This window comes from Asanoa iriomotensis (assembly GCF_016862515.1).
Taxonomy (GTDB): Bacteria; Actinomycetota; Actinomycetes; order Mycobacteriales; family Micromonosporaceae; genus Asanoa; species Asanoa iriomotensis.
Genome location: NZ_BONC01000009.1, coordinates 76,350 through 98,129 on the forward strand (window position 1 = coordinate 76,350; position 21,780 = coordinate 98,129).

Consider the following 21,780-nt stretch of genomic DNA (forward strand, 5'->3'; position numbering starts at 1 on the left):
TTCTCCTTAGAGGTAGACGCCTTCGGGGTCGATCCGGGTGCGGAGGATGTCGAGTTCGCTGTCGCTGGGCGGCTTGGTCTCGCTCAGGTCCGGCTTGACGGCCAACTCGAACGCCGTCGCCGCGCGCACGTCGTCCAGCGAGACGCCGGGGTGCACCGACTCAACGACCATCTCGCACGTCCGCGCGTCGAAGCCGAACACCCCGAGGTCGGTGACGACGCCGATCGGGCCCCCGCCGGGCAGACCGGCCCGCTGCCTGGCACCGGGACCGGTGAGATGCCCGGGCGTGGTCAGGTAGTCCACCGACTCCACGAAGGTGCGGCGGTTGTGCCGGGTGACGATCAGGTGGTGCTTGGCGCAGCTCGCGATGTCGTTGGCGCCACCGCTGCCGGGCAACCGGGTCGACGGCCGCTCGTACGAGCCGATCGCGGTGGTGTTGATGTTTCCGAACCGGTCGACCTGCGCGCAGCCGAGCACGCCCAGGTCCACTCGCCCGCCCTGGAGCATCAGGAGGCTGTCCATCATGCCGCTGACCCGGCGGGCCGTGGAGACGAGCCGCGGGTCGCCGACCGCCTTGGCGATGCTGCGCGGCCGCGGATCCAGCACGCCGGACTCGAACATCAGAGCCACGTTCGGCGCGTGCGTCGCCTTGGCCAGGTAGGCGGCCACCATGGGCAGCCCGGTGCCGATGAACACGGTGTCGCCGTCGGCGATGTAGCGACTGGTCGCCACCGTCATGATCTCGTCCTTGCTGAAGCTCATTTCTGCCCCCTGGCGATCTTCAGGGCCGGGTCCGCGCGCAGGTCGAACAGCCGCCGGCTGCCGAGCGAGCTCAGGTACGCCGCGTGGTCGGCGTGCGCGAAGACGTGCTCGGCGAAATACCCGGCGAGGCCCGCGCGCGACCGGGATGCCTCGTAGTAGGTGGACATCGCGGCCAGGTCCTCGTCGTACTCGTCGTACATGCCGCCCGGGTGGGCGCCGTACGGCGTGTGCACCACGGCGTCGACGAAGATGCCCGGCACCGTGACGACCTGGTTCTCCGCGGTGATCTCGTCGGCCGAGACCACCCGCTCGGTCGTGACGATCACTTTCCGGGCCGATCGCACCTGGGCGTCGACCACCGACATGGCGCCGTACACGATGCCGTTGCCCTGCTCGTCGGCCTTGTTGACGTGGACGACCGCGACGTCGGGGCGCAGGGCCGCCACCGTGCCGACCTCGTCGTCGGAGAACGGTGAGCGGACCCGCGCGTACTTGGGTGCGACGCCGGTCTGCACGGCGGCCAGGTCGGTGCCGGCCATCGACCGCACCGGCAGGAACGGCACACCCCAGGCGCCGGCCAGCAGCCGCAGCGACAGCGCGAGGTGGCTGTGGTCGTCGACCGCCACCTCGCCCTCCTCGACCGCCCGGCTGATCGCGCGGCACCGGCCCAGACCCTCGAACATGAGGTTGGACAGGTTGATCCGGCTCACCCGGCCGGTGGCGACCAGGAACTCGGCCGGCCAGCACTCCGCGATCGCGTGCAGGGTCAGGTCGGCGGTCCCCTGCCGGATCAGCTCCCGCACGAACGCCAGCGGGTGCCCGGCGTGCCCGAAGCCGCTGAAGGTCAGGCTGGAACCCGGTGCGACGGACCGGGCGGCTGCGCCGATGGTCGTCAGCTTGCTCATGAGTACCTTCCCGTCACTGGGCCGTCAGGCCGCCGTCGACCGGCAGGTCGACGCCGGTGATGAAGCTCGCCTCGTCGGAGAGCAGGAACCGCACCGCGTACGCGATGTCCTCGGCCGCGCCGAGGCGTCCCATCGGCACCTGGGCGGTCAGCTTGGCCTCGAGCGTCGCGATGCCGCTCGCGTCCGCCTTCGGACCGACCACATTGGTCATCCGGTTCTTCATCGGACCCGGATGCACGCTGTTGACCCGGATGCCCTGTGCCGCGAACTCGATGGCGGCGGACTTGCTCAGCAGCCGCATGCCACCCTTGGACGCCTGGTACGCCGTCCCGCCGCCGCGCCCGACCAGTCCGTCGACCGAGCCCACGTTGACGATCGAACCGCCGCCGCCGGCCCGCATCGCCGGAATCACCGCCTTCACGCCCAACCAGGCGCCGGTCAGGTTGATCTTCAACGTGCGCTCCCAGACCGCGAGCTCGGTGGTCTCGGCGCCGGCCCGGCTCAGCACGGCCGCGAAGTTGGCCAGGCCGTCCAGCCGCCCGAACGTCGCGAGGGTCCGATCGACCAGCGTTTGCCAGGAGTCCGGATCACTGATGTCGGTCGGCACCGCCAGCGCGCCTTCGATGCCGGCGGCCGCCGTCTCCAGGTCCGCCGCCGACAGGTCGGCCAGCACCACGGTCGCCCCGGCGTCAGCGAGCAGCCGCGCGGCCACCCGGCCCTGGACGCCGGCCCCACCGGCGATGATCACCACCTTGCCGTTCATCGTTCGCACACCGTTACCTCTCCCTCGGTCCAGGACCGCCGCACGGCGTCCAGGGTCAGCGCGTTGGCCAGGGCGTCCTGCGGAGTGATCCGCGGCGGGATCCCGTCGCGCACCACCGCCGCGAAGTGGTCGATCTCCGCCTCGTACTGGTCGTGGAACGGGGTGGACTCGGTCGTCCAGGACCCGTCCGCGTGCTGCCGCTCGATGTCGAACGGCGCCTGCGCCGCGCGGATGCGGAACGCGTTGGTCATCCGGATCCGCCCGCGGGTGCCCAGGATCTCCACCAGGCCGCCGCCCGGCACGTCCAGGGCGGCGAAGAACTGGCCGGTCACCCCGTTGTCGAAGGCGATCTGGCCGGACGCGGTGGTCTCGACCGCGCGTCCCGGCGCAGAGTGCTTCCAGCTGTGCACCGAAACGGGCCGGCCACCGGCGTACGTCCGCAGTCCGCTCACGCAGTAGGCGCCGAGGTCGCTGACCACCCCGCCACCGAGGTCGGCGTTCAGGCGCAGGTCGTCGTCGACCGAGCCGCTGCGCACGTCACCGGCGGCGGCCAGGTCGAAGGTGTACGTGGACCGGACCAGTCGCACGTCGCCGACCGCACCGGCGGCGAGCAGGTCGAGGACCCTCTCGACGCGCGGGTGGAAACGCCACATGAACGCCTCCATCAGGACGCGACCGTTGCGCTGGGCGGCGGCGTTCATCCGGCGCACCTCGTCGGCGCTCATCGCCATCGGCTTCTCGCACAGCACGTGCTTGCCCGCGTCCAGCGCCGCGACCGCCCAGTCGGCGTGCAGCGCGTTCGGCGTCGCCACGTAGACGGCGTCCACCTCGGGGTCGGCCAACAGCCGGTCGTACGAGTCGTAGGCGGCGGGGGCGTCGAGGTCGGCGGCCAGCTTCTCGGCCGCGGGCAGGCGGCGGCTGGCCACTGCCCGGACGGTGTTGCGGCGGGAGCGGAGCATCGCGGGACCCATCTCGGCCTCGACGATCTTCGCCGCGCCGAGGATGCCCCAGCGGACGGGGTGCGACATCAGTAGTGCTCCCTCAACTCGATCGCGCAGCCGTGTGCGGCGGCGGGGTGCAGGTACGCGACCCAGCCGTGCGGGCTGCGCCACGGCTTCGCGTCGATCATCCGGACGCCCCGGTCGGTGAGCCGCTCGACGGCGCCGTGGATGTCGGCCAGCTCGTAGCAGACGTGGTGCAGGCCCTCGCCGCGCTTCTCCAGGAACCGCGGCAGCGCCCCGGCTCGCGTCGTCGGGCAGAGCAGCTCGACCTTGCTGGTGCCCGCCCGGAGGAACTGGACCTCGGTGTCCAGCCCGTCGAGCGCGACGCGGTCGCCGTCGAGGCTCATGCCGAGCTCCTCGACGTAGAACGCGACGGCGTCGTCCAGTGACTGGACCGCCAGGCCCACGTGGTCGATGCCGCGCACGGCGCTGCCTTCTGGGGGTGGCATTGTTCCTCCTCAGTGGACGCCGGCGTTGGCCAGGCGGAGCATGTAGCGCTGGGAGAAGCCGAACATCAGCAGCATCGGCAGGGCGCCGACGATGGACGCGGCGGCCAGCGGGCCGACCAGCGACAGGTAGTCCTGCTGGAAGGTGGTGACGTAGACCGGGAAGGTCATCGTCGCCGGGCCGGCCAGGGTCGCGACGACGATGTAGTCCACGAAGACGAGCAGCGCGGCCAGGATGCCGGTGGCGGCGATGCCCGGGCGGGCGATCGGCAGCACCACCGAGCGGAACGTGCGCCAGACGCCGGCGCCGTCCACCCCGGCCGCCTCCTCCACCTGTGGCGGCACGGCGTCGAAGAAGACCCGCATGGTCCAGATGCAGTACGGCAGGGCCAGCGGCACCAGCGCGACGATGACGCCGGGCATGGTGTTGATCAGTTGTGCCTTGCTGAAGATGACGTAGTAGGGCAGCACCAGCGCCACCGGCGGGACACCGCGCAGGACGAAGGTCGACATGTAGAGGCCGCGGCCCACCCGCTTGTGCTTGAGGTGCGAGAGGGCGTACGCCGCGGGCACGGCGAACAGCAGCGCGATGACCGTGGCCGCGACCGTGACGATGACGCTGTTGACGAGCGCCGGCCAGATCACGTTGATGCCGTTGAGCACCGACATGAAGTTCTCGAACGTGAGCACGTCCGGCACGGAGAAGCCGTCCAGCGTGGTGCCGGTCGGGGTGAGTGCCACGGCGAACAGGAAGTAGATCGGCAGCAGCACCCAGGCCAGGATGACGACCAGGACGATGCCCTTGACGAAGGTGGCGGGCCGCGGCGTGCGTACGCGACTCATCAGATGGCCCCCTTGTCCTGCGTGCGCTGCCAGTAGAGGACCGCGCCGATGGACAGCGCCGAGGAGATGAGCAGCATGACGATCGCCAGTGCGGAACCGAAGCCGTAGTTGAGGAACTTGAACGCCTGCTCGTAGATGTAGGTGCTCATCAGGTGGGTGCTGTTCTGCGGCCCGCCCTGCGTCATCACCCAGACGAACGGGAAGGACAGGAACGAGTCGACCGCCTTGAAGCTGAGGGTGACGAAGATGATCGGCTTCATCTGCGGCAGGATGACGCGGCGCAGCCGCTGCCAGTAGCTCGCGCCGTCCACCATCGAGGCCTCGAGCGCCGACCGGTCGAGGTTGTCCAGCCCGCCGGAGAGCAGCAGGAAGACCCATGGCGACCAGGCCCACACGACGGTGACCAGGATGGCCCAGAAAGCCAGGTTCGGGCTGCCCAGCGGCGGGTCGATGATGCCGTCGAGCCCGAACGTGCGGAGGAACTGCTCGTTCGGCGGTGCCCACATCGTGGTGCGCCAGAACACCGCCGCGCCGGTCGGGATGATCAGGATCGGCAGCATGAAGATCATCCGGAGCACCTTCGCCGTGCGAGCCTTCAGCTCGAACAGCAGCAGTGCCTGGGTCATCCCGAGCAGGAAGTCGAAGGCGATGACCAGCACGACGTAGACCAGGGTCCGCACCAGCGACTTGAGGAACTCCGGGTCGCCGCCGGTGAAGATCTCGGCGTAGTTGCCCAGCCCGACGAACTCGTTGAGGCCGCGGGCCAGGTCGTAGTGCCGCAGGCTGAGATACAACGTGTACCCAAGTGGCACGACGATCAGCAGCAGGATCGCGATGCCCGAGGGGACTAGGAACCAGTAGTACTGGCGGTCGCGCCGGCGGGCCTGGCCGGTGGTGCTCGTCGTAGCCATCGCTTTCACCTCCTCGGTGAGATGTGGTCGGGACTCGTCGGTCGGGGGGCGGCGCCGGCGGACCGGGGTGCGGTCGGCCCGCCGGCGCCGGGCCGGTTACTTCACCAGCCCCGAGTCCACGGCTTCCTTCTGGATGGCCTCGCCGCTGTCCTTGGCGTACTGCTCGGGCGTGAGGTTGCCCTGGTAGAGCCGGTCGACGAGCGGCAGGTTGACCTTCTGGCGCATCCGGCCGGTGGCCGTGGTGACCTTGTAGGGCTGGTTGGTCGACACCGCGTCCGCCACGCCCTGCGGCACCTTGCCCTGCTCGACCGACCAGGCCAGCAGGTTCTTGTCGGTCGGCACGTACACGCCCTGGCCTTCCGTCAGCGCCAGCTTCTGGTTCTCCTCCGACATCACCCACTGCATGAAGGTCCAGGAGGCGTCCTTGTTCTTGCTGCACTCCGGGATGCCGCGGCCCCAGTAGAAGGTGATGCCGCCGGCGCCCTCGACGAAGGACGGCGGCGCGAACGAGCCGCTCTCGCCGATCTTCGAGACCACGTCCTGCGCCGAGAACTGCGCCCAGGGCAGGTAGATGTGGTCGTAGATCATGGCCGCGTTGCCGTCGGTGTAGAACGACGTCGCCTCACCGGTGGCCATCGCTGTGACCGACTTGGGGGCGTACCCGTTCTTGATGAGGTCGGTCAGCCACGTGGCCGACTCGACGACCTTCGCCTGGTTGGCCGGGTTGCTCGGGCCCCACATGGCGTTGTCGTCGTCGGACTGGTAGCCGTTCACGCCGTGCCGGAAGATCACGTCGGCCAGCGTGGTCTCGCCCGAGTCGCCCTGACCGGAGAACACGATGCCGTACTGGGTTCCCCGGCCGGTGAAGAACTTCGCCAGGTCGACGATCTGGGCCGGAGTCGTCGGCGGGGTCGGGATGTCGTACCCGAACTCGGCCTTGAAGTCGGTCTTGTTCTTCGCGTCGGTGAACAGGTCCTCGCGGTAGGCGATGCCCTTGGAGCCCGAGTAGAACGGGTAGTAGGCGACCTTGCCGTCGAACTCCATCGCGCCCTTGGTCCAGCCGACCTGTGCGTCGAACAGTGCCTGTGCGCTGGAGCCGGACTTGGTCAGGTAGGTCGACAGGTCCGCCATCTTGGGCGCCGCGCCGGCCAGGGCACCGTCGAGCAACTCGACGTTGTCGTAGGTGCAGGCGCCGACGGTGACGTCGCGCTGGAAGGCGCCCTCGATGTCGGTGGTGGCCACCTGGTCGAGCTGGACCTTGATCCCGGTCTGTGCGGTGAACTCGGGCAGCTTGTCCCACACCGGCTTGAACTGCTGGTGTCCGGAGCTGACCAGAACCTTGATGGTCTTGCCACCGGCGTCCTGGCCGGACTGGCCGGCGCCGGAGGTGGAACAGGCCACGAGTGGCAGTGCCACGACGAGTGATGCCGCAAGGGCGGCACCTCGGAAGAAGACGCGCTGAGTCATGGTGGAGCCTTTCGACTGCCCCAGAACCGCGGGGAACGGACGATAAGAATCTTGGAAATTTCTACAGTTATCTATTCATCTCGACCCAGACCGACAGGTCGGGATGGGACCACGTGCGCGCGAGCTCGACCGGATGGTTCTCCGGGTCGCGCGACAGGCGCTCGGCGGCGAGCAGTGGTGTCGAGATCGGCACCCCGAGCAGCTCGGCGTGCCAGTCCTGCGCCGCGACGGCGAACATCCGCTGTTCCGCGCGGTCGAGCGTGACGCCGGCCTCGGCCAGGTACTGGTAGAGCGATCGGTCGGTCAGGTCGTCCCGGGCCAGCCCGGGCGCGAACTTGAACGGTATGAACACCTGTTGCAGTGACGCGGGTGTGCCGTCCACGGTGCGCACGCGCACCAGCTCGACGACGCGGCCGTTCCACGACATGGCCAGTGCCTCGGCCACGTCCCGGTCCGGTCGGATCTCCTGTTGCCGGATCACCCGTCCACCGACGACCGCACCGCCCAGCTCGTCGCTGAAGCTCTGCAGTCGCGTGGCGGATCGGGCCATCGGTCGCGTTCGGACGACGAACGTCCCCGACCCACGTCGGCGCACCACCAGCCCGTCCCGCACGAGGCCGTCGATGGCGTGCCGCACGGTCATGTGCGCCACCCCGAAGCGTTCGACGAGCTCCCGCTCGGTGGGCATCCGGTCGCCCGGAACCAGAGCCCCGCGCTCCAGTTCCTGGCGCAGCACATGACGGATTCGCTGGTAACTCGGAAGCGCAACGTCAGACATGCACCGCAACCTATGCTCTAGTTATCTAGATAACTGGCAAGGAACGTATGGCCTGGTGAACGACGTGTCAAGAACTTGTTTCGCGCAAACTTCCGGCGAGGGTACGCGGCCGAGCACTCTCCGAGATTGTTCTAGACAACTAGGTAACTCGCGCTACGCTGTCCCCACTTACGGGCAGCCGCGACATCCCCGCGCCAACGCTGACCCGGTCCCCGCTGAGCACCGCATCCCCTTCAACGGAAGAGAGTCGACGTGACCAGCAAGACCGGCGGCCAGGTAGTGGTCGACATGCTGCGATCCCTCGGCGTCGAGTACGTCTTCGGCGTCGTCGGTGGACAGACCCTGGCGATCACCGACGCCATCATCGACACCGACGGGGTCGAGTTCGTGCACACCCGCCACGAGGGCGCGGCCGCCGTGATGGCCGACGCGTACGGGCGCCTGATCGGCAAGCCGGCGGCCTGCATCGCCACCACCGGCCCGGGCGCCACCAACCTCATCACGGGCGTCGGGGGCGCGTTCCGCGACTCCAGCCCGGCGTTCATCCTCACCTGCAACAACAACGGCGTGAACATCCACAAGGACGACGCACAGAACGCCGACCACGTGGAGCTGCTCAAGCCGCTGACCAAGTACAGCCGGCTGGTCGCCCACGCCGACGGCATCAAGCAGGCGATGGAGGAGGCGTACGTCAACGCCGTCACGGGCAACCCCGGCCCGGTGCACCTGGACTTCGCCCGGGACACCATCGAGGGCCTGATCGACAACCCGCCGGTGGTCCCGGACGTGCACCCGGCCCGCCGGTGGACCGCCGAGAAGCCCAGCCCCAACCCGGTGGCCGTGGCCCGGGCCGCCGAGCGGCTGCTGCGCGCCGAGCGCCCGGTCATCTGGCTGGGCAACGGCGGCAACCGGTCGCGCGCGAGCGAGGACGTGCTGGCGCTGGCCGACGCCCTCAACATCCCGGTGGTCACGACGTTCAACGGCATCGGCGCGGTGCCCACCACCCACCCGCTGGTCTTCGGCGCGGTGAGCCGGATGGGCACCAACCTGTCGACCCGCGTGCTGGCCGGCGCCGACCTGGTGCTGGCGCTGGGCAACAGCCTCAACGCCGTGTCCACCACCCGCTGGCGCCGGGCGCTGCCCGAGGTCGTCCAGGTGGACGTGGACCCGGCGATGATCGGCCGGTACTACGGCGAGATCACCGACGGGATCGTCGGCGACCTCGGCGCCTTCGCCCGCGACCTGGTGACCGCCGTCGGCGACCGGGCCGCCGCGGCCAAGGAGTCGCGCACCGGCTGGGTCGCCGGGCTGCGGGCCGCCGAGACCGCATGGTGGCAGGCGACCGAGGTCAAGGACGCGTCACCGGAGGGCACCCTGTCCCCCGCCGACGTCGTGCGGGCCCTGCGCGCGGTGACGCCGGACGACACGCTGCTCATCCCGGACGCCGGCAACCCCGGCGTGTGGTCCTTCCTGTGGGAGGTGACCAGGCCGAACACGTACATCAAACCGGTCGGCTTCGGCAACATGGGCTTCGCGCTGCCCTCGGCGATCGCGGCCACGCTGATCGACCCCGACCGCCCGGTGCTGGCGCTGATCGGCGACGGCTCGCTGGGCATGAGCCTGGGTGAGCTGGAGACGCTGGCCCGGGTGGGTGGCAAGGTGTGTGTGGTGGTGCTCAACGACTCGAGCTACGGCAACATCCGGCAGGAGCAGGTGCTGCACTTCAACGGCCGGACCATCGGCGTCGACTTCCACACCGTCGACTTCGGCACCGTGGCGCGCGGGATGGGCGTGGACGGCGAGGTGATCACCAGCCTGGACGCGCTGTGCCAGCGGGTCCGCAAGGTGCTCGACGGCAACACGCCGGCCGTCCTCGACGTGCCGATCGACCGGGACGTCAACGCCTGGACCTTCCCGGCGTTCGCCCCCTACCAGGCGCAGGAGTGACCAGCGCCGTCCTCGCCGTCGACGTCGGCTCCTCCGCGATCCGGGCGGCGGTGGTCGACGAGTCCGGCAACGTCCGGGCCGAGCGCCGCGTCGAGCGGCAGGACGCCGAGTCGGGTCTCACCTTCGACGCCGAGGTGCTGTGGCACCAGGTCGTCGCGACCGCCGCCGCGGTCACCGGCGGGCACGGCCACGACATCCGCGGCATCGGGATCGCCGGGCACATCGGCACCGTCCTGACCGACCGGTCGCTGGCACCGGTCGGTCCCGCACACGGCTGGGCGGACAGCGCCGGGCTCGCCGAGCTGCGGGAGCGGCTCGGCGAGCGGGCGGCGGCGGTGCTGCGTGCCAGCGGCCGCCCGACGGTCACCGGTGGCGCGCTCGCCGCCCTGGTGCACCTGCGGACGACCGACCCACCGGTGTTCGCCCGGGTCGCGTACGCCCTGCAACCCAAGGACTTCCTGGTCGCCCGGTTGACCGGGGTGGTCGCCACGGATCACACCAGTGCCGCGTACTTCGGCGCCAGTGCGGTCCGCGAACGGGACTGGTCGGCGGCGACCATCGCGGCAGCGGGGCTGGACCCGGGACTGTTCCCTGCCCAGCACCCGTCCACCGGCGTCGTCGGCAGCACCAGCCCCGCGGTCACCCGCCTGCTCGGGCTCGCCCGGGACGTGCCCGTGGTCGGCGGAGGACCGGACGGCACGGTCGGTGCCACCCTGGTGGCCGGCACCCGGACCGACGCGGTGGCCGACGTCGCGGGCACCACGGACGTCCTGGTGCGGGTGCTCGACCACCCGGCCGACCCCCCGCCCGGGGCCACGCTCAACCCGTACACCTCCCCCGGGCTCTGGACCGTCGGCGGCGCGACCGGCATGACCGGCGGTGCCGTGTCGTGGTGGGCGCAGTTGCTCGGGTACGCCGGACCGGCCGCCGCACTCGAGCGGCTCGGCACGGAGATGGACCGGATCGGCCCCGGCGCCGGCGGCGTGCTCGCCGACCCCAACCTGTCCGGCAGCCGGTTCCCGAGGTGGTCGCCGGCCACCCGCGGCAGCGTGAGCGGCCTGCGCGCCGACCACGGGCCGGCGCATGTCCTGCTGGCGGTGCTGGAGTCCGTCGCGTACGCCGTCCGCGAGGGCGTCGACCGGCTGGCCGCCGATCCCGGTCTGTCGATCGTGCTGGCCGGTGGCACCGCCCGCTCGCCGCGGCTGGCCAGGCTGCGTGCGGACGTGTTGGGGCGGCCGGTCACCGTCTGCACCGAGCCGGACGTCAGCCTCAAGGGCGCGGCGCTGCTGGCCCTCACCGGCACCGGCGGGCCGCCGCTGGACGAGCAGGCGCGGCTGCTGCGCGGCCCGCTGCACACCTACGACCCCGAACCCGCCCGCGCGGCACGGTACGAGCACCTCTACCGCGACTGGCGGGCCGCCACCGGAGGAGAAGCGTGACCAGCATCCTGGACCGGCTGCTGCCGCCGTGGTCCGGCGCAGGCCTCGACGTCGCGGACCCAGCCACCGGGCACGTGATCGCCACACTCGCCGACGGGACGCCCGCCGACGCGGCCGCCGCCGTCGACCGGGCCGCGCGCGCCTTGCCGGCCTGGGCGGCCACGCCGGCGCGGGCCCGGGCCGACGTGCTGCTCCGGGCGTACGCGCTGATGACCGACCGGGCGGCGGACCTCGCCGCACTGATCTCCCTGGAGAACGGCAAGGCCGACGCCGACGCGCTGGCCGAGGTGGCGTACGCGGCCGACTTCTTCCGCTGGGCGGCGGAGGAGGCGGTGCGCAGCGACGGCGACTTCACCGCCACCCCGGCGGGCGGCGCCCGGGCCATCGTGACGACCCGGCCGGTCGGCGTGGCAGCGCTGGTGACGCCGTGGAACTTCCCGGCGGCGATGATCACCCGCAAGGCGGGACCGGCCCTCGCCGCGGGGTGCACGGTCGTCGTGAAACCGGCGTCGGAGACGCCACTGACCGCGCTCGCGTTGGCCCGCATCCTGGTCGAGGCCGGACTTCCGGCGGACGCGGTCAACGTCGTGCCGACCCGCGACGCCGGCGCTGTCGTGACGCAGTGGATGCGCGACGACCGGGTCCGCAAGCTGTCCTTCACCGGCTCCACCGGTGTCGGCCGCCGCCTGCTCGCCCAGGCCGCCGGCCGCGTGGTCAACACGTCGATGGAGCTCGGCGGGAACGCGCCCTTCGTCGTCGCCGCCGACGCCGACCTGGCGGCCGCGACCGCCGGCGCGATGGTCGCCAAGTTCCGCAACGGCGGGCAGGCGTGCACCGCGGCCAACCGGTTCTACGTCCACGCCGACGTCGTCGAGGAGTTCACCGCGCTGTTCGGCGCGGCCACCGCCGCCCTCACCGTCGGACCGGCGGGATCCGGTGCGCAGATCGGCCCGCTGATCAGCACCCGCGCGGTCGCCGGGGTCGACGCGCTGGTGCGTGGCGCGCTTGACCGGGGTGCCCGGATCACCCACCGGGCACCGGCACCTTCGGGCGGCTGCTGGTACCCGCCGACGGTGCTGCGCGACGTCCCGGCCGACGCGGAGGTCGTGACCGAGGAGATCTTCGGGCCGGTCGCGCCCATCGTCGCCTGGCGCACCGACGAGGGGCTGCTGGGGATGGTCAACGGGACCGAGCTCGGCCTGGCCGCGTACGTGTTCTCCGGTGACCTGCGCTGGGCGCTGAAACTCGCCGAGGCCACCGAGGCCGGGATGGTCGGCATCAACCGCGGGGTGGTCTCCGACGCGGCCTATCCGTTCGGCGGCGTGAAACAGAGTGGCATCGGGCGCGAGGGCGGCCGGGAAGGGCTGCGCGCCTTCCAGGAGACGCAGTATTTCAGCGTGGACTGGTCTTAGCCTTAGTCGGCCTCGATGCGCTGGATCAGCGGGAAGCTCTCGCGGGTCCAGCTCCGCACGAACTCGATCGGCACGTTCCGCTTCGAGTACGTGGTCCGCCGGATCGTCAACAGCGGGCTTCTGGGCTTCTCGTCCAGCAGCCCGGCCAGTTGCTTGGTGGCGAGGGACGTGGAGATGATCTGGCTCGCCCAGCCGAGCTCGACGCTGTAGCGCTCGGCCAGCGTCCGGTAGAGCGACCCGTCGATGAGCTCGTCGCGGGCCAGGCCGGGCGCCACCGAGAAGGGAATCCAGGACTCCTGGTACGCGGCCGGGACGCCCTCGACCAGCCGCACCCGGGCCAGCCGCACGAACTGGGTCGACCGCGCGGTGGCCAGCTCGTCGGTCACCTCCCGCGGCACGGCCGAGGTCGTCTCCTGATGAACGATCCGGCTCGCCACCGAGGCACCGCCGGCACCGAACTCGGCGGTGAACGAGCGCAGGCCGTCCATGCCGCGCAGTCGTTTCGGCGCCTCCCGGACGTAGCTGCCGCTGCCCCGGAGCCGCACGATGACCTTGGCGCTTTCGAGCTGGTCCATCGCCTGCCGCACGGTCATCCGGCTGACTCCGTACCGCGTCGACAACTCGGCCTCGGTCGGCAACTGGCTGGAGATGGGCAGGTCACCGCTGGAGATCTGGGCAAGGAGATCATCGGCGATCACCCGGTAGATCGGCACTCTAGCCATGGCCCTTTTGCCCCGTTCGTCACCAGCCCTGACGGTCGTGTGCGACAGCTTACTTTCACCGCACCCGCCGGCGACGTCGAACGCTCAGCCCGCCGAGCGGCTGCTTTCGGCGGCGTCCGCGGCGGCTTGCTCGATGATCTGCCGGGCCGTCGCGTAGTCGGCGGTCCGTAGCGCGGACCGCGACAGTCCCCAGGTCGGCATGTTGCCCAGCAGCGGCGCGAGGACGAGCAGCGCGAGCCCGGACGTGATCGCCGCCATGACGAACACCGCCTGCCACCCGCTGGGAGCGATGCTGCCGGCGAGCACGAGAAGGCAGATGACCTCGGCGGCGAGGTTGGCGAGGATGGTCGCCAGCACCGCGACCACACCGAGGACGCGCAGGACGTACTCGGTGCCGACGGACAGCGACCGGCTGCGGCCGTCGTCGATGGCGCCGATCGCGTCGACCAGCGCTTGGCCACGGATCCCCTGCTGGTGCAGGTCGACGACCGTGCGGGAGAAAGCGGTGACGCTGGTTCGCAGCGGTTGGGCCATCTGTTCGTGCGCCCGCACCCGGGCCCGGAACGCGACCACGGCGCCGATGGCGAGGACCGGCACGACCTGCGCGCCGGTCGTGGCCAGGTCGGTGGTCAGCAGCACGAGATCATTATGCAATCGACCTCATGGGCGACGACGTCGGCGCCTTCACCGACGACCTGATCAAAGACTCGCCGACCGGTGCGGACCGCCATCCTGGGTCGGGAGCGGTAGGTGTGCCGTGACGAGCGTGCCGCCGGTCGGGGTGGTGTGGATGTCGGCGGTGCCGCCGAGTTCGGCGCAGCGTTCGCGCATCGAGCGTAGGCCCATCCCGGCCTGGTAGACCGCCGGCAGGCCCGTGCCGTCGTCGCGGACCTCGATGTGCAGGGCGTCGTCGCGGCGCAGGTGCACGACGCACGTGTGTGCGCCGGCGTGGCGGACCACGTTCGTCAGGGCCTCCGAGACAACGTGGTACGCGGCCACCTCGACCGCGGCCGGGAGTGGTTCGACGTCCGTGGTCGCGATCGTGATGGTGACCGGGCCGCCGAGGCGGGTCGCCTGTTCGCGGAGGGCCGCGGTCAGGCCTAGCTGGTCCAGGATCGGAGGGCGCAGGCCCTCGACGAGGCGGCGCAGGTCGGCGAGCGCGTGTTCGTGGGTCTCGACGAGGCCGGCGAAGATGGCGTCGGCGGTGGGCGGGTCGTCGTGGAGGAACTGCCGCGCCAGGCGCAGGCGCATCGTCACCGAGGCGAGGGTGGGGCCGAGGCCGTCGTGGATGTCGCGACGGATCCGGCGGCGTTCCTCCTCCAGGGCGGTGACGGTGCGTTCGAGGGAGTGCTGCAGGCGGGCGCTCAGCTGGAGGTGGTGGGCGATCACGCCGACCTGCCGCGCCAGGCCGTCGAGGAGGCGGTCGTCGTCCGGGCCGAACGGTTCGCGCAGCGGGCCCGGGTCCAGCCGCAGCCGGCCGTGGTGCTCGCCGCGGTGCACCAGGGCGATGTCCGTCGGCTCCGCGCTGGCTGTGCCGACCGCGACGGTGGGGATGCCGCCGATCTCGACGGCGGCGTACGAGAGTCGGAGGGTACGCCGCAGCGAGTGCACCACCCGCTCCAGCACCGCCCGCGGGGACACCGACGACTCCAGGGTCGCGCTGAGTTGCCGGAGCACCTCGTAGGGGTCGTCCCGGTCGCCGTACAGCCAGCGTCCGACGACCCGGTGCAGGCGGGTGGCGGCCGGGACCACGGTGACGGCGACGATCGCGACGGCGGCCAGCGGGACCTGGGCGCCCAGCAGCGGGCGCACGGCGGCGACGATGCCCACGTAGGCGAGGACGACGAGCGCCGAGAGCAGGCCGTACACGAGGGATCGCTTGAGGATGACCTGGATGTCGAAGAGCCGGTAGCGCAGGACGGCCGCGCCCAGGGCCAGCGGGCAGGGCAGGAAGAACAGGGTGAGCACGTCCCAGCCGAGCAGCGGGCTGCCCCAGAGCCACTCCGGGAGGCGGCCGAGTCCGATGTAGGCGGTGACGCCGAAGCCGAACGCGTAGAGCTGCCATCGCATGCGTCGGCGGTCGCCGGGGTCGTGGTTGCGCACGTACCCGATGACGAGCGCCGCGACGATGACCAGCGGGTAGACGTTGGCGGCGGGTGGCGACACGGCGGCGAGGAGGCCGAGGCGTTGCAGCGGGTTCGCGCCGGGCAGGCCGGTGACGAGCCGCGCGGCGTAGAGGATCAGGGGCGCGGCGTACGCCAGTGCCGTCCATTGCCAGCGCAGCGGCCGCCGCCGGGGAAACACGAGTGCGAAGTGGAGCATCGCGCCCCACATCAGGGCGTTGGCGGTGTCGCTGACCAGCGACGGCCAGATCCGGCCGGTGGCCACGTCGACGACCTGGCTCGACAGCGGGTACGCGGCGCCGCCGGCCAGTTGCAGCGTCGCGATCCCGAACAGGGCGCGGGCCGCCGGGTCGCGCGGGCGGCGGCGGATGACGAAGGCGGCGACGGCCAACTCGACGGCGGCGAACGGCAGCGCCCACACGTGTTCGCGGAGCACGTCGCGCACGGGATAGCGGTGCAAGGTGACCGGTATGTCCATGGCGGTGCCGTCGCGGACCACGGTGTAGACGGCCGACGGCCCGGGGGTGACCGCGCCGAGTGGGTGGCCGTCGACCGCCACCACCAGGTCACCGGGCAGCAGCGCTCCCCCGTCGGCGCGGACCTCGCGGATCACGACGCCGTCGGGGCCCCACGGCGGGGCGCTCGGGTACACCGCCGTCCCGTCGGCCGGCGCGGCCAGGCGCACCGTGGCGACCCAGACCGCGGGCGCGACGCACACGGCGAGGAGCAGCATCGTGCCGGCCCACCGGCGTACCCGCTGCGGCACCGCACCGTCCAGAGTCCCGGGACCCGAGTCCCTTGACGCTCGGGTCGCTGTGCCCGCATCGTGGGGCATCGATGGTCGAATGCGGATGGTGGTGATGCATGTCCGACAGTGCGCGGCCGTTGCGGGTCGTCGTCGCGGACGACCACCCGGTGTTCCTCAGCGGCCTGCGGTTGCTGATCGACACCAGCCCCGGCCTGGAGTGTGCCGGCACGGCGGCCACGGGTGCCGAGGCGATCGCGTTGTCGGCCACCGCGGACGTCGTCGTGCTGGACCTGCACATGCCCGGGGTGAACGGCGTCGACGCCGCGCGGGCCATCGCCGCCGCCCGCGCGGAGGTTGCCGTGCTGATGCTGACCATGATGGACGACGACGAGTCGGTGTTCGCCGCGCTGCGCGCCGGTGCGCGGGGCTACCTGCTCAAGGACGCCCAGCCGGCCGAGATCGTGCACGCCATCCACACGGTGGCGGCCGGCGCCGCGGTGTTCGGGCCGCGGATCGCGCAGCGCATCATCGCCCACTTCGCGGTGCCGCGGACCCCGGACGGTCTGGCGGAGCTCACGCCTCGGGAGCGGGAGATCCTGCGGCTGCTCGCCGACGGGCACACCAACGCGGCGATCGCGGCGCAGCTGCACCTGAGCCCGAAGACCGTGCGCAACCACGTCTCCAACGTCTTCGCGAAGCTGCACGTCACCGGTCGCGCCGAGGCGATGCTGCACGCCCGGCGGGCCGGGCTCGGCACGCCGTAGGCCCGGGACCGCTGTCCCGGCCCGCGCGGGCAGCACGGGACCGCGGCCTCAGGCGCCGGGAGCTGCCGCGTTCCTATCGTGTGGCGCATGAACCGTCGTCTGCGTCCGGCCATCGCCGTCGCGATGCTCCTGGCCGCCACCACCGTCGCATTAGGACAGGCTCCGGCGAGCGCCGGACCGCAGCCGCGGCGCGCCGTTTGCCAGAGCCGCGCCTGCCTCGTCGTGCTCGAGACCTTCAGAGACCGTGACGGCGACGGAGTCGCCGACGTCGACGAGAAGCTCGTCGGCACCGCGGCCGACGACCCCACCTCGACGCCCGAGGCGTCGCTGCTGATCGACCTGTTGCTGAAGCGGCGGCTGACCTCGTTCGAACGGCACTTCACCGAGTTGGTGCTGTTGCCCACCCTGACACCGGACGGCAGCGCGATCGCCACCGGCCTGGGCGAGTTCCAACTCGTCGACCACGACGCCAACCTGCTGGCGTCGGCCGGCATCGTGCTGGGCTCGTTGGACGTCAACGGCTTCGACCTCCAGTTCGGGCTGAAGGTCACCGGCTCCCGGCAACCGCCGACGTACGGCATCACGCCCGGCACCATGAGCGGCACCACGTTCCTCAGCAAGTACGACCGGTCGCTGTACTCCGACTACACGAACGGCGGGCTGGCCCAGTTCGGCGCGAACGCGGGCAAGGAGGTCCATTTCGAGATCCTCGGCGACCTCGACGGCAAGCCGTACATCGACTACGAGCGGGGCGTGCGCGACTACACCGAGGTGTACGTGGACGGCAGCCGCGACGAGGTGCACGACTCGTTCCATTCGACGGAGGGTGACAAGGCGACGTCGACCACGATCACCAGCTACGACAAGAGCGGTCAACAGACCAGCGAGGTCTACCGCTACCAGCGCGAGTCGACGCAGGCCGACGGCTCGACGGTCACCGAGTTGCACAGCACGCAGCCGATCAAGGAGAACGGCAAGATCGTCGGCACGCGGGACGTCTACGTCAAGATCGTCGAAAAGGACGGCAAGGGCACCCTGACGAAGGAAGAAACGATAAGGAACAAGGACGGCGAGGTCGTCGAGCGGACCAAGACTGACGGCGACTGCGACGCCGAGTGCGTCGAAAAGGAGAAGAAGGCCCACGAGGAGGGCGAGTTCTCCGACCCGGACTACATCGGCTTCGACATCGTCACCGAACAGGACATGGCCCGCCTCGAGTTCCGGATCAAGTGGATCAGCACCCCGGCACCGGACGACGGCAACACCGGCGGACCCGCTCCCGCACCCCCGTCGTCGGGCCAGTGCTGGCCCAACTGCGGTGGCGACGGCCTGCTCGTCCTGATGGATCCGGACGCGGTCGTCGTCGTGGCAGCCGGCAGCGAGCCACGGTTCAACCGCCGCGTCCAGCCCGACTACGACCCGTGGCTGCAGGAGCTGACCGGCATGACCGGCCAGCCCGTCCCGGTCACCGGCGGCGGACAGGACCCACCCCGGCGGTAGCGGACCCGCGCGGGCCTGTCCGGGTCGTTGCCGTCCCGGTCACCGGCGGCGGACAGGAACCGCCCCGGCGGTAGCGGACCCGCAAGGGTGCCCGGCGTCCCATGAGGGGTGCCGGGCACCAGTCCGTGCGGCGCCATCCGGTGCGGTTGCCCTCGCGCGTTCCACTTCGAACACAACGGCCACTTGATCTTGACATCCTGGGAAAGGCCTGAAAGGTTCTCGCGTACCGAGATTTCATCAGACGTTTTTTTGGTCTGACCATTCAGGGAGATCGCGAAGATGCTCAAGAAACCTTTAGCACTGACATGTGGCATGTCATTGCTTCTGTCCATGGGGTTAGCGGCCAACGCGTCCGCGGCCACCGTCGGCGAGGAGCCCTTCCAGCCAGGTGTCACCTACGACCTGTCGGTGACCGACGCCGAGCGCGACGCGATCCACGCCGAGGTCGAGGCGTTGGCCGGACGCGTCAACAGCGCGCGGGCCGGTGACGGCACCTACGACCCGCTCACTCTGGTCGGGGCGATGCTCGACGGGTCGAGCTACGACTCCATCTCCCGAGGCGGCACGGCCGCGACGGCGTACCCCTTCCCGGTCAGCAACACCGCCGCGAACCAGAACGAGTACGACCGCAAGGTCGCCAAGCTCGCCTGGGTGGTCAAGCTGGCCACCGACCTGGGTTTCCCGGTGGTCGTCCAGCGCCAACCCGACAAGTACGTCTACGCCGAGATCGGTGATCCGGACGCCCCGGAGATGGTCATGGCGTTGAGCCACCTCGACTCGCCGACGGCTTCCGTCTCGGCGGCCCAGCTGGCGCGCTGGCGCGACGCCGACGGCAACCTCGGCACTCCCGGTGCGTACCACTCGCCCTATATCCAGGACGGCTGGGTCTACGGTGCGGGCATCCAGGACGACAGCGGCCCGACGCTGGCGACGCTGCTCGCGGCCAAGGCGCTGCTCGAAGCGGGGTTGCCCATCGACCGGCGCATCCGCATCGTCATGGGCATCTACGAGGACGGCGGTCCCGGCACGCCCTCGACGACGAACACCGCAACCTTCCAGTCCATCCCGTACAACTCGAACCCGAGTTTCTACGACAACTGGGCCTACAAGAACCTCAACCGGGAGGAGATCCCGGTCGCGGCCTACACCTCCGACTCGCGGTTCCCGGTCATCGTCGGCAACTCCGGTGCGGTGACCCCGGCGGTGTCGATGAGCTTGTCCGCCGACAGTGCCAAGGCGTTCCGGCTGACGGCCGCCACGGCCGGCGTCACCCTGCGCGAGTGCGACCCGACGCTCAAGGACATCGCCTACGGCAGCACCACGCAGATCGCCTCGCGGGCCATCTTCACCCTCGACGTGGCCGGGGCCGGCTCCGCCGAGCGCGACCGGTTCGTGTCGGCGATCACCGCTGCCGCGACCACGAAGGGTTGGCTACCGGCCGCTCCGCGCACGACGCCCAAGGTGCAGGCCACGATCACCGGCGACTCGCTCACGCTGGAGATCAACACTGATCTGGCGATGGAGATGCCGACCCCGCAGTACGGCAAGAACGCCGTCGTGTGGGGAATGTTCCTGCTTTCCCAGGGACTCGGCGCGGTGGGCGGCGCGGCCGCCGACATGCAGTTGAAGAAGGCCGCCGACGGCATCGCGGACCTGTTCTTCCGCGACGGTGTCGAAGGCGAGGCCTACCTCGGCAAGTACATGGGCATCCCGGCGAACCTGCTGCGCAACCCGAGCAACGGCACGCCGAACCTGACCTTCGCGCTCATGGGCGGCATCAACTCCGAGACCCCGACGAGCTTCTACACGGAGCCCTCCGGCAGCCTCAGCATGCCGATGTTCGTGCGCAGCATGCACGTCACACCGGCCGACTCCGGTGAGGCGACGGCGGCGGTCACGGCCGCCTTCCAGGCGAAGGGTTTCACCATCGGCACCCTCGGCTCGCCCGTCGGCGCCGGGTTGTACGTCGACCACGACAACCCGCTGACGGCTCTTCAGTTCGGGAGCTACCAGGCCACGATCAACCACAGCCCGGAGGAGTTCGCGGACCCGTACTCCCTGCGCGACGTGGTCTATCCGCAGGGCACGACCGGCGGCACCCTGGCCAGCAGCTTCCGCAACAAGATGACCGCCTTCGGTGCTGTGATCCCGGGCAACGAGCGCTGGTGGCACACGGCCAACGAGCGGATGAAGGTCGATTCCGCGGTGCAGATGACCAAGATGATGGCCGACGGCATGCTGGAGATGGCGCGGTACTCCGGGCCCGCCGGTGCCAAGTTCATGTGGGCGGACATCCCGGGGATGAACGCCGACCGGGCGGACCTCGACCTGCTCGACGTCACGATCGGCACCTACAAGGACGCGTCGGCCGCCGTCGGCACGAGCCAGTTGGGCAACCAGGCACTGCTCGGCGCCACCGCGTTCAACATTCCGATGTGGAACGCGCGCGGCAACTCGGCCCCGACGGCGTCGGCCTTCGCACTGGGGCACGCACCGGGAGGGGTCTACCTGCCCCTGACCGACGCCGAGTACCTGGACAGCACGTACGTGGCGCCGATGCGGTTGGAGTTCAAGGTGGAGCGCCCCGGCTACATGTCGGACGCGGCGTGGGCGACGTTCCGCGCCGGCGGCTACGGCGACTTCCAGTTCAACATTCTGGTCGGCGACCAGGTCGTGCCGCTGGCCGTCCCCGCGGGACAGAGCGCGGACGACTACTTCTCCTCGCGCGTCTCGGCCACCAACGCCAACGCCATCTACCTGTCGGTCAACCTGGCTGTCACCGATGCGCCGTACACCGGTGTGCAGCCGATCCTCGCGGATTCCAAGACGGACCTGTACAAGCTCAACCCGACGTACCTGGCCTCGAACCCGGACCCGTTCCCGGGCCGTGGTGCCGTCGAGAAGCGGGGCTTCTTCCAGTTCGGTGACGGGCAGAAGAACGCGGAGTTCTCGTCACCCGACGCGGTCTACGTGACGGTGGCCAACGCGGTCATCGATGCGAAGCCGTCGGCGGTGGTGAAGAAGCTGACGGGCAACACGAACGAGTTGACCATCACGGTGACGCAGACCCACGTCGACGGCAGCGAGTCGCCGGTGACGGCCACGTTCACCATCGACAACAACGCCGCCGGCACGTACACCGTCGGCGACTACCGGGTGTACGTCGACACCAAGGGCAACACCCAGGTGCGGTCGATCTCCATCGTCTGACGCATCCGAACCGGAGCAGTGGAGCCATTGCCGTCGGCA

18 protein-coding genes are annotated in these 21,780 nt (G+C 70.6%); 6 read left to right on the forward strand and 12 right to left on the reverse strand.

Annotated features, from left to right (window positions below):
- Positions 1-6 precede the first annotated feature (6 nt).
- The 9 genes from Air01nite_RS09120 to Air01nite_RS09160 form a co-directional block, all read right to left on the reverse strand.
- A complete protein-coding gene (locus Air01nite_RS09120; protein ID WP_203701535.1) occupies positions 7-762 on the reverse strand; it encodes a CoA-transferase subunit beta in 756 nt (251 codons plus the stop codon).
- Complete coding sequence (locus Air01nite_RS09125) at positions 759-1,667, reverse strand: CoA transferase subunit A (RefSeq protein WP_203701536.1); 909 nt, start codon at positions 1,665-1,667, stop codon at positions 759-761. Before Air01nite_RS09125 ends, Air01nite_RS09120 begins: the two co-directional genes overlap by 4 nt.
- Before the next feature lie 13 nt (positions 1,668-1,680).
- Entirely contained in the window at positions 1,681-2,430 is a 750-nt protein-coding gene (locus Air01nite_RS09130) for an SDR family NAD(P)-dependent oxidoreductase (RefSeq protein ID WP_203701537.1), read from the reverse strand.
- Positions 2,427-3,458: a Gfo/Idh/MocA family protein gene (locus tag Air01nite_RS09135; RefSeq protein ID WP_203701538.1), complete on the reverse strand. Its 1,032-nt coding sequence runs from the start codon at positions 3,456-3,458 to the stop codon at positions 2,427-2,429. The genes Air01nite_RS09130 and Air01nite_RS09135 overlap by 4 nt, the downstream gene beginning before the upstream one ends.
- Positions 3,458-3,880, reverse strand: coding sequence for a VOC family protein (locus Air01nite_RS09140; protein WP_203701539.1), 423 nt, complete (start codon positions 3,878-3,880; stop codon positions 3,458-3,460). The genes Air01nite_RS09135 and Air01nite_RS09140 overlap by 1 nt, the downstream gene beginning before the upstream one ends.
- 9 nt (positions 3,881-3,889) lie before the next feature.
- Positions 3,890-4,720, reverse strand: coding sequence for a carbohydrate ABC transporter permease (locus Air01nite_RS09145; RefSeq protein ID WP_203701540.1), 831 nt, complete (start codon positions 4,718-4,720; stop codon positions 3,890-3,892).
- Complete coding sequence (locus Air01nite_RS09150; protein WP_203701541.1) at positions 4,720-5,631, reverse strand: carbohydrate ABC transporter permease; 912 nt, start codon at positions 5,629-5,631, stop codon at positions 4,720-4,722. The genes Air01nite_RS09145 and Air01nite_RS09150 overlap by 1 nt, the downstream gene beginning before the upstream one ends.
- Positions 5,632-5,727: 96 nt before the next feature.
- A complete protein-coding gene (locus Air01nite_RS09155) occupies positions 5,728-7,098 on the reverse strand; it encodes an ABC transporter substrate-binding protein (protein WP_203701542.1) in 1,371 nt (456 codons plus the stop codon).
- Positions 7,099-7,165: 67 nt separating this feature from the next.
- The gene (locus Air01nite_RS09160) at positions 7,166-7,876 is read right to left on the reverse strand and encodes a GntR family transcriptional regulator (RefSeq protein ID WP_203701543.1); all 711 of its coding nucleotides are present in this window, start codon (positions 7,874-7,876) and stop codon (positions 7,166-7,168) included.
- A gap of 252 nt (positions 7,877-8,128) precedes the next feature.
- Here Air01nite_RS09160 and Air01nite_RS09165 point away from each other — a divergent pair, with 252 nt between their 5' ends.
- The 3 genes from Air01nite_RS09165 to Air01nite_RS09175 are packed head-to-tail and all read left to right on the forward strand — an operon-like array spanning position 8,129 to position 12,674.
- Positions 8,129-9,823 (forward strand): thiamine pyrophosphate-binding protein, encoded by a 1,695-nt coding sequence (locus tag Air01nite_RS09165; RefSeq protein WP_203701544.1) that lies wholly within the window; start codon positions 8,129-8,131, stop codon positions 9,821-9,823.
- The gene (locus tag Air01nite_RS09170) at positions 9,820-11,262 is read left to right on the forward strand and encodes a xylulokinase (protein WP_203701545.1); all 1,443 of its coding nucleotides are present in this window, start codon (positions 9,820-9,822) and stop codon (positions 11,260-11,262) included. Before Air01nite_RS09165 ends, Air01nite_RS09170 begins: the two co-directional genes overlap by 4 nt.
- Positions 11,259-12,674 (forward strand): aldehyde dehydrogenase family protein, encoded by a 1,416-nt coding sequence (locus Air01nite_RS09175; protein WP_239090597.1) that lies wholly within the window; start codon positions 11,259-11,261, stop codon positions 12,672-12,674. Before Air01nite_RS09170 ends, Air01nite_RS09175 begins: the two co-directional genes overlap by 4 nt.
- Positions 12,675-12,676: 2 nt before the next feature.
- On the opposite strand, the gene Air01nite_RS09180 is transcribed toward Air01nite_RS09175, so the two are convergent.
- From Air01nite_RS09180 to Air01nite_RS09190, 3 genes are all read right to left on the reverse strand, one after another.
- Positions 12,677-13,396 (reverse strand): GntR family transcriptional regulator, encoded by a 720-nt coding sequence (locus Air01nite_RS09180; protein WP_203701546.1) that lies wholly within the window; start codon positions 13,394-13,396, stop codon positions 12,677-12,679.
- An 84-nt stretch (positions 13,397-13,480) separates the two neighbouring features.
- Positions 13,481-14,035: a hypothetical protein gene (locus Air01nite_RS09185; RefSeq protein WP_203701547.1), complete on the reverse strand. Its 555-nt coding sequence runs from the start codon at positions 14,033-14,035 to the stop codon at positions 13,481-13,483.
- 60 nt (positions 14,036-14,095) lie between these two features.
- Positions 14,096-16,285 (reverse strand): sensor histidine kinase, encoded by a 2,190-nt coding sequence (locus Air01nite_RS09190; protein WP_203701548.1) that lies wholly within the window; start codon positions 16,283-16,285, stop codon positions 14,096-14,098.
- Positions 16,286-16,383: 98 nt separating this feature from the next.
- Between Air01nite_RS09190 and Air01nite_RS09195 the strand changes: the two genes are divergently transcribed.
- The 3 genes from Air01nite_RS09195 to Air01nite_RS09205 all read left to right on the forward strand — a co-directional run bounded on the left by Air01nite_RS09195 (position 16,384) and on the right by Air01nite_RS09205 (position 21,741).
- On the forward strand, positions 16,384-17,031 hold the full coding sequence (locus tag Air01nite_RS09195) for a response regulator (RefSeq protein WP_203701549.1): 648 nt from the start codon (positions 16,384-16,386) through the stop codon (positions 17,029-17,031).
- Between the two features lie 87 nt (positions 17,032-17,118).
- Positions 17,119-18,531, forward strand: a complete 1,413-nt coding sequence (locus Air01nite_RS09200) for a hypothetical protein (RefSeq protein WP_203701550.1) — start codon at positions 17,119-17,121, stop codon at positions 18,529-18,531.
- Between the two features lie 330 nt (positions 18,532-18,861).
- A complete protein-coding gene (locus tag Air01nite_RS09205) occupies positions 18,862-21,741 on the forward strand; it encodes a M20/M25/M40 family metallo-hydrolase (protein ID WP_203701551.1) in 2,880 nt (959 codons plus the stop codon).
- The last annotated feature ends 39 nt before the right edge of the window (positions 21,742-21,780 follow it).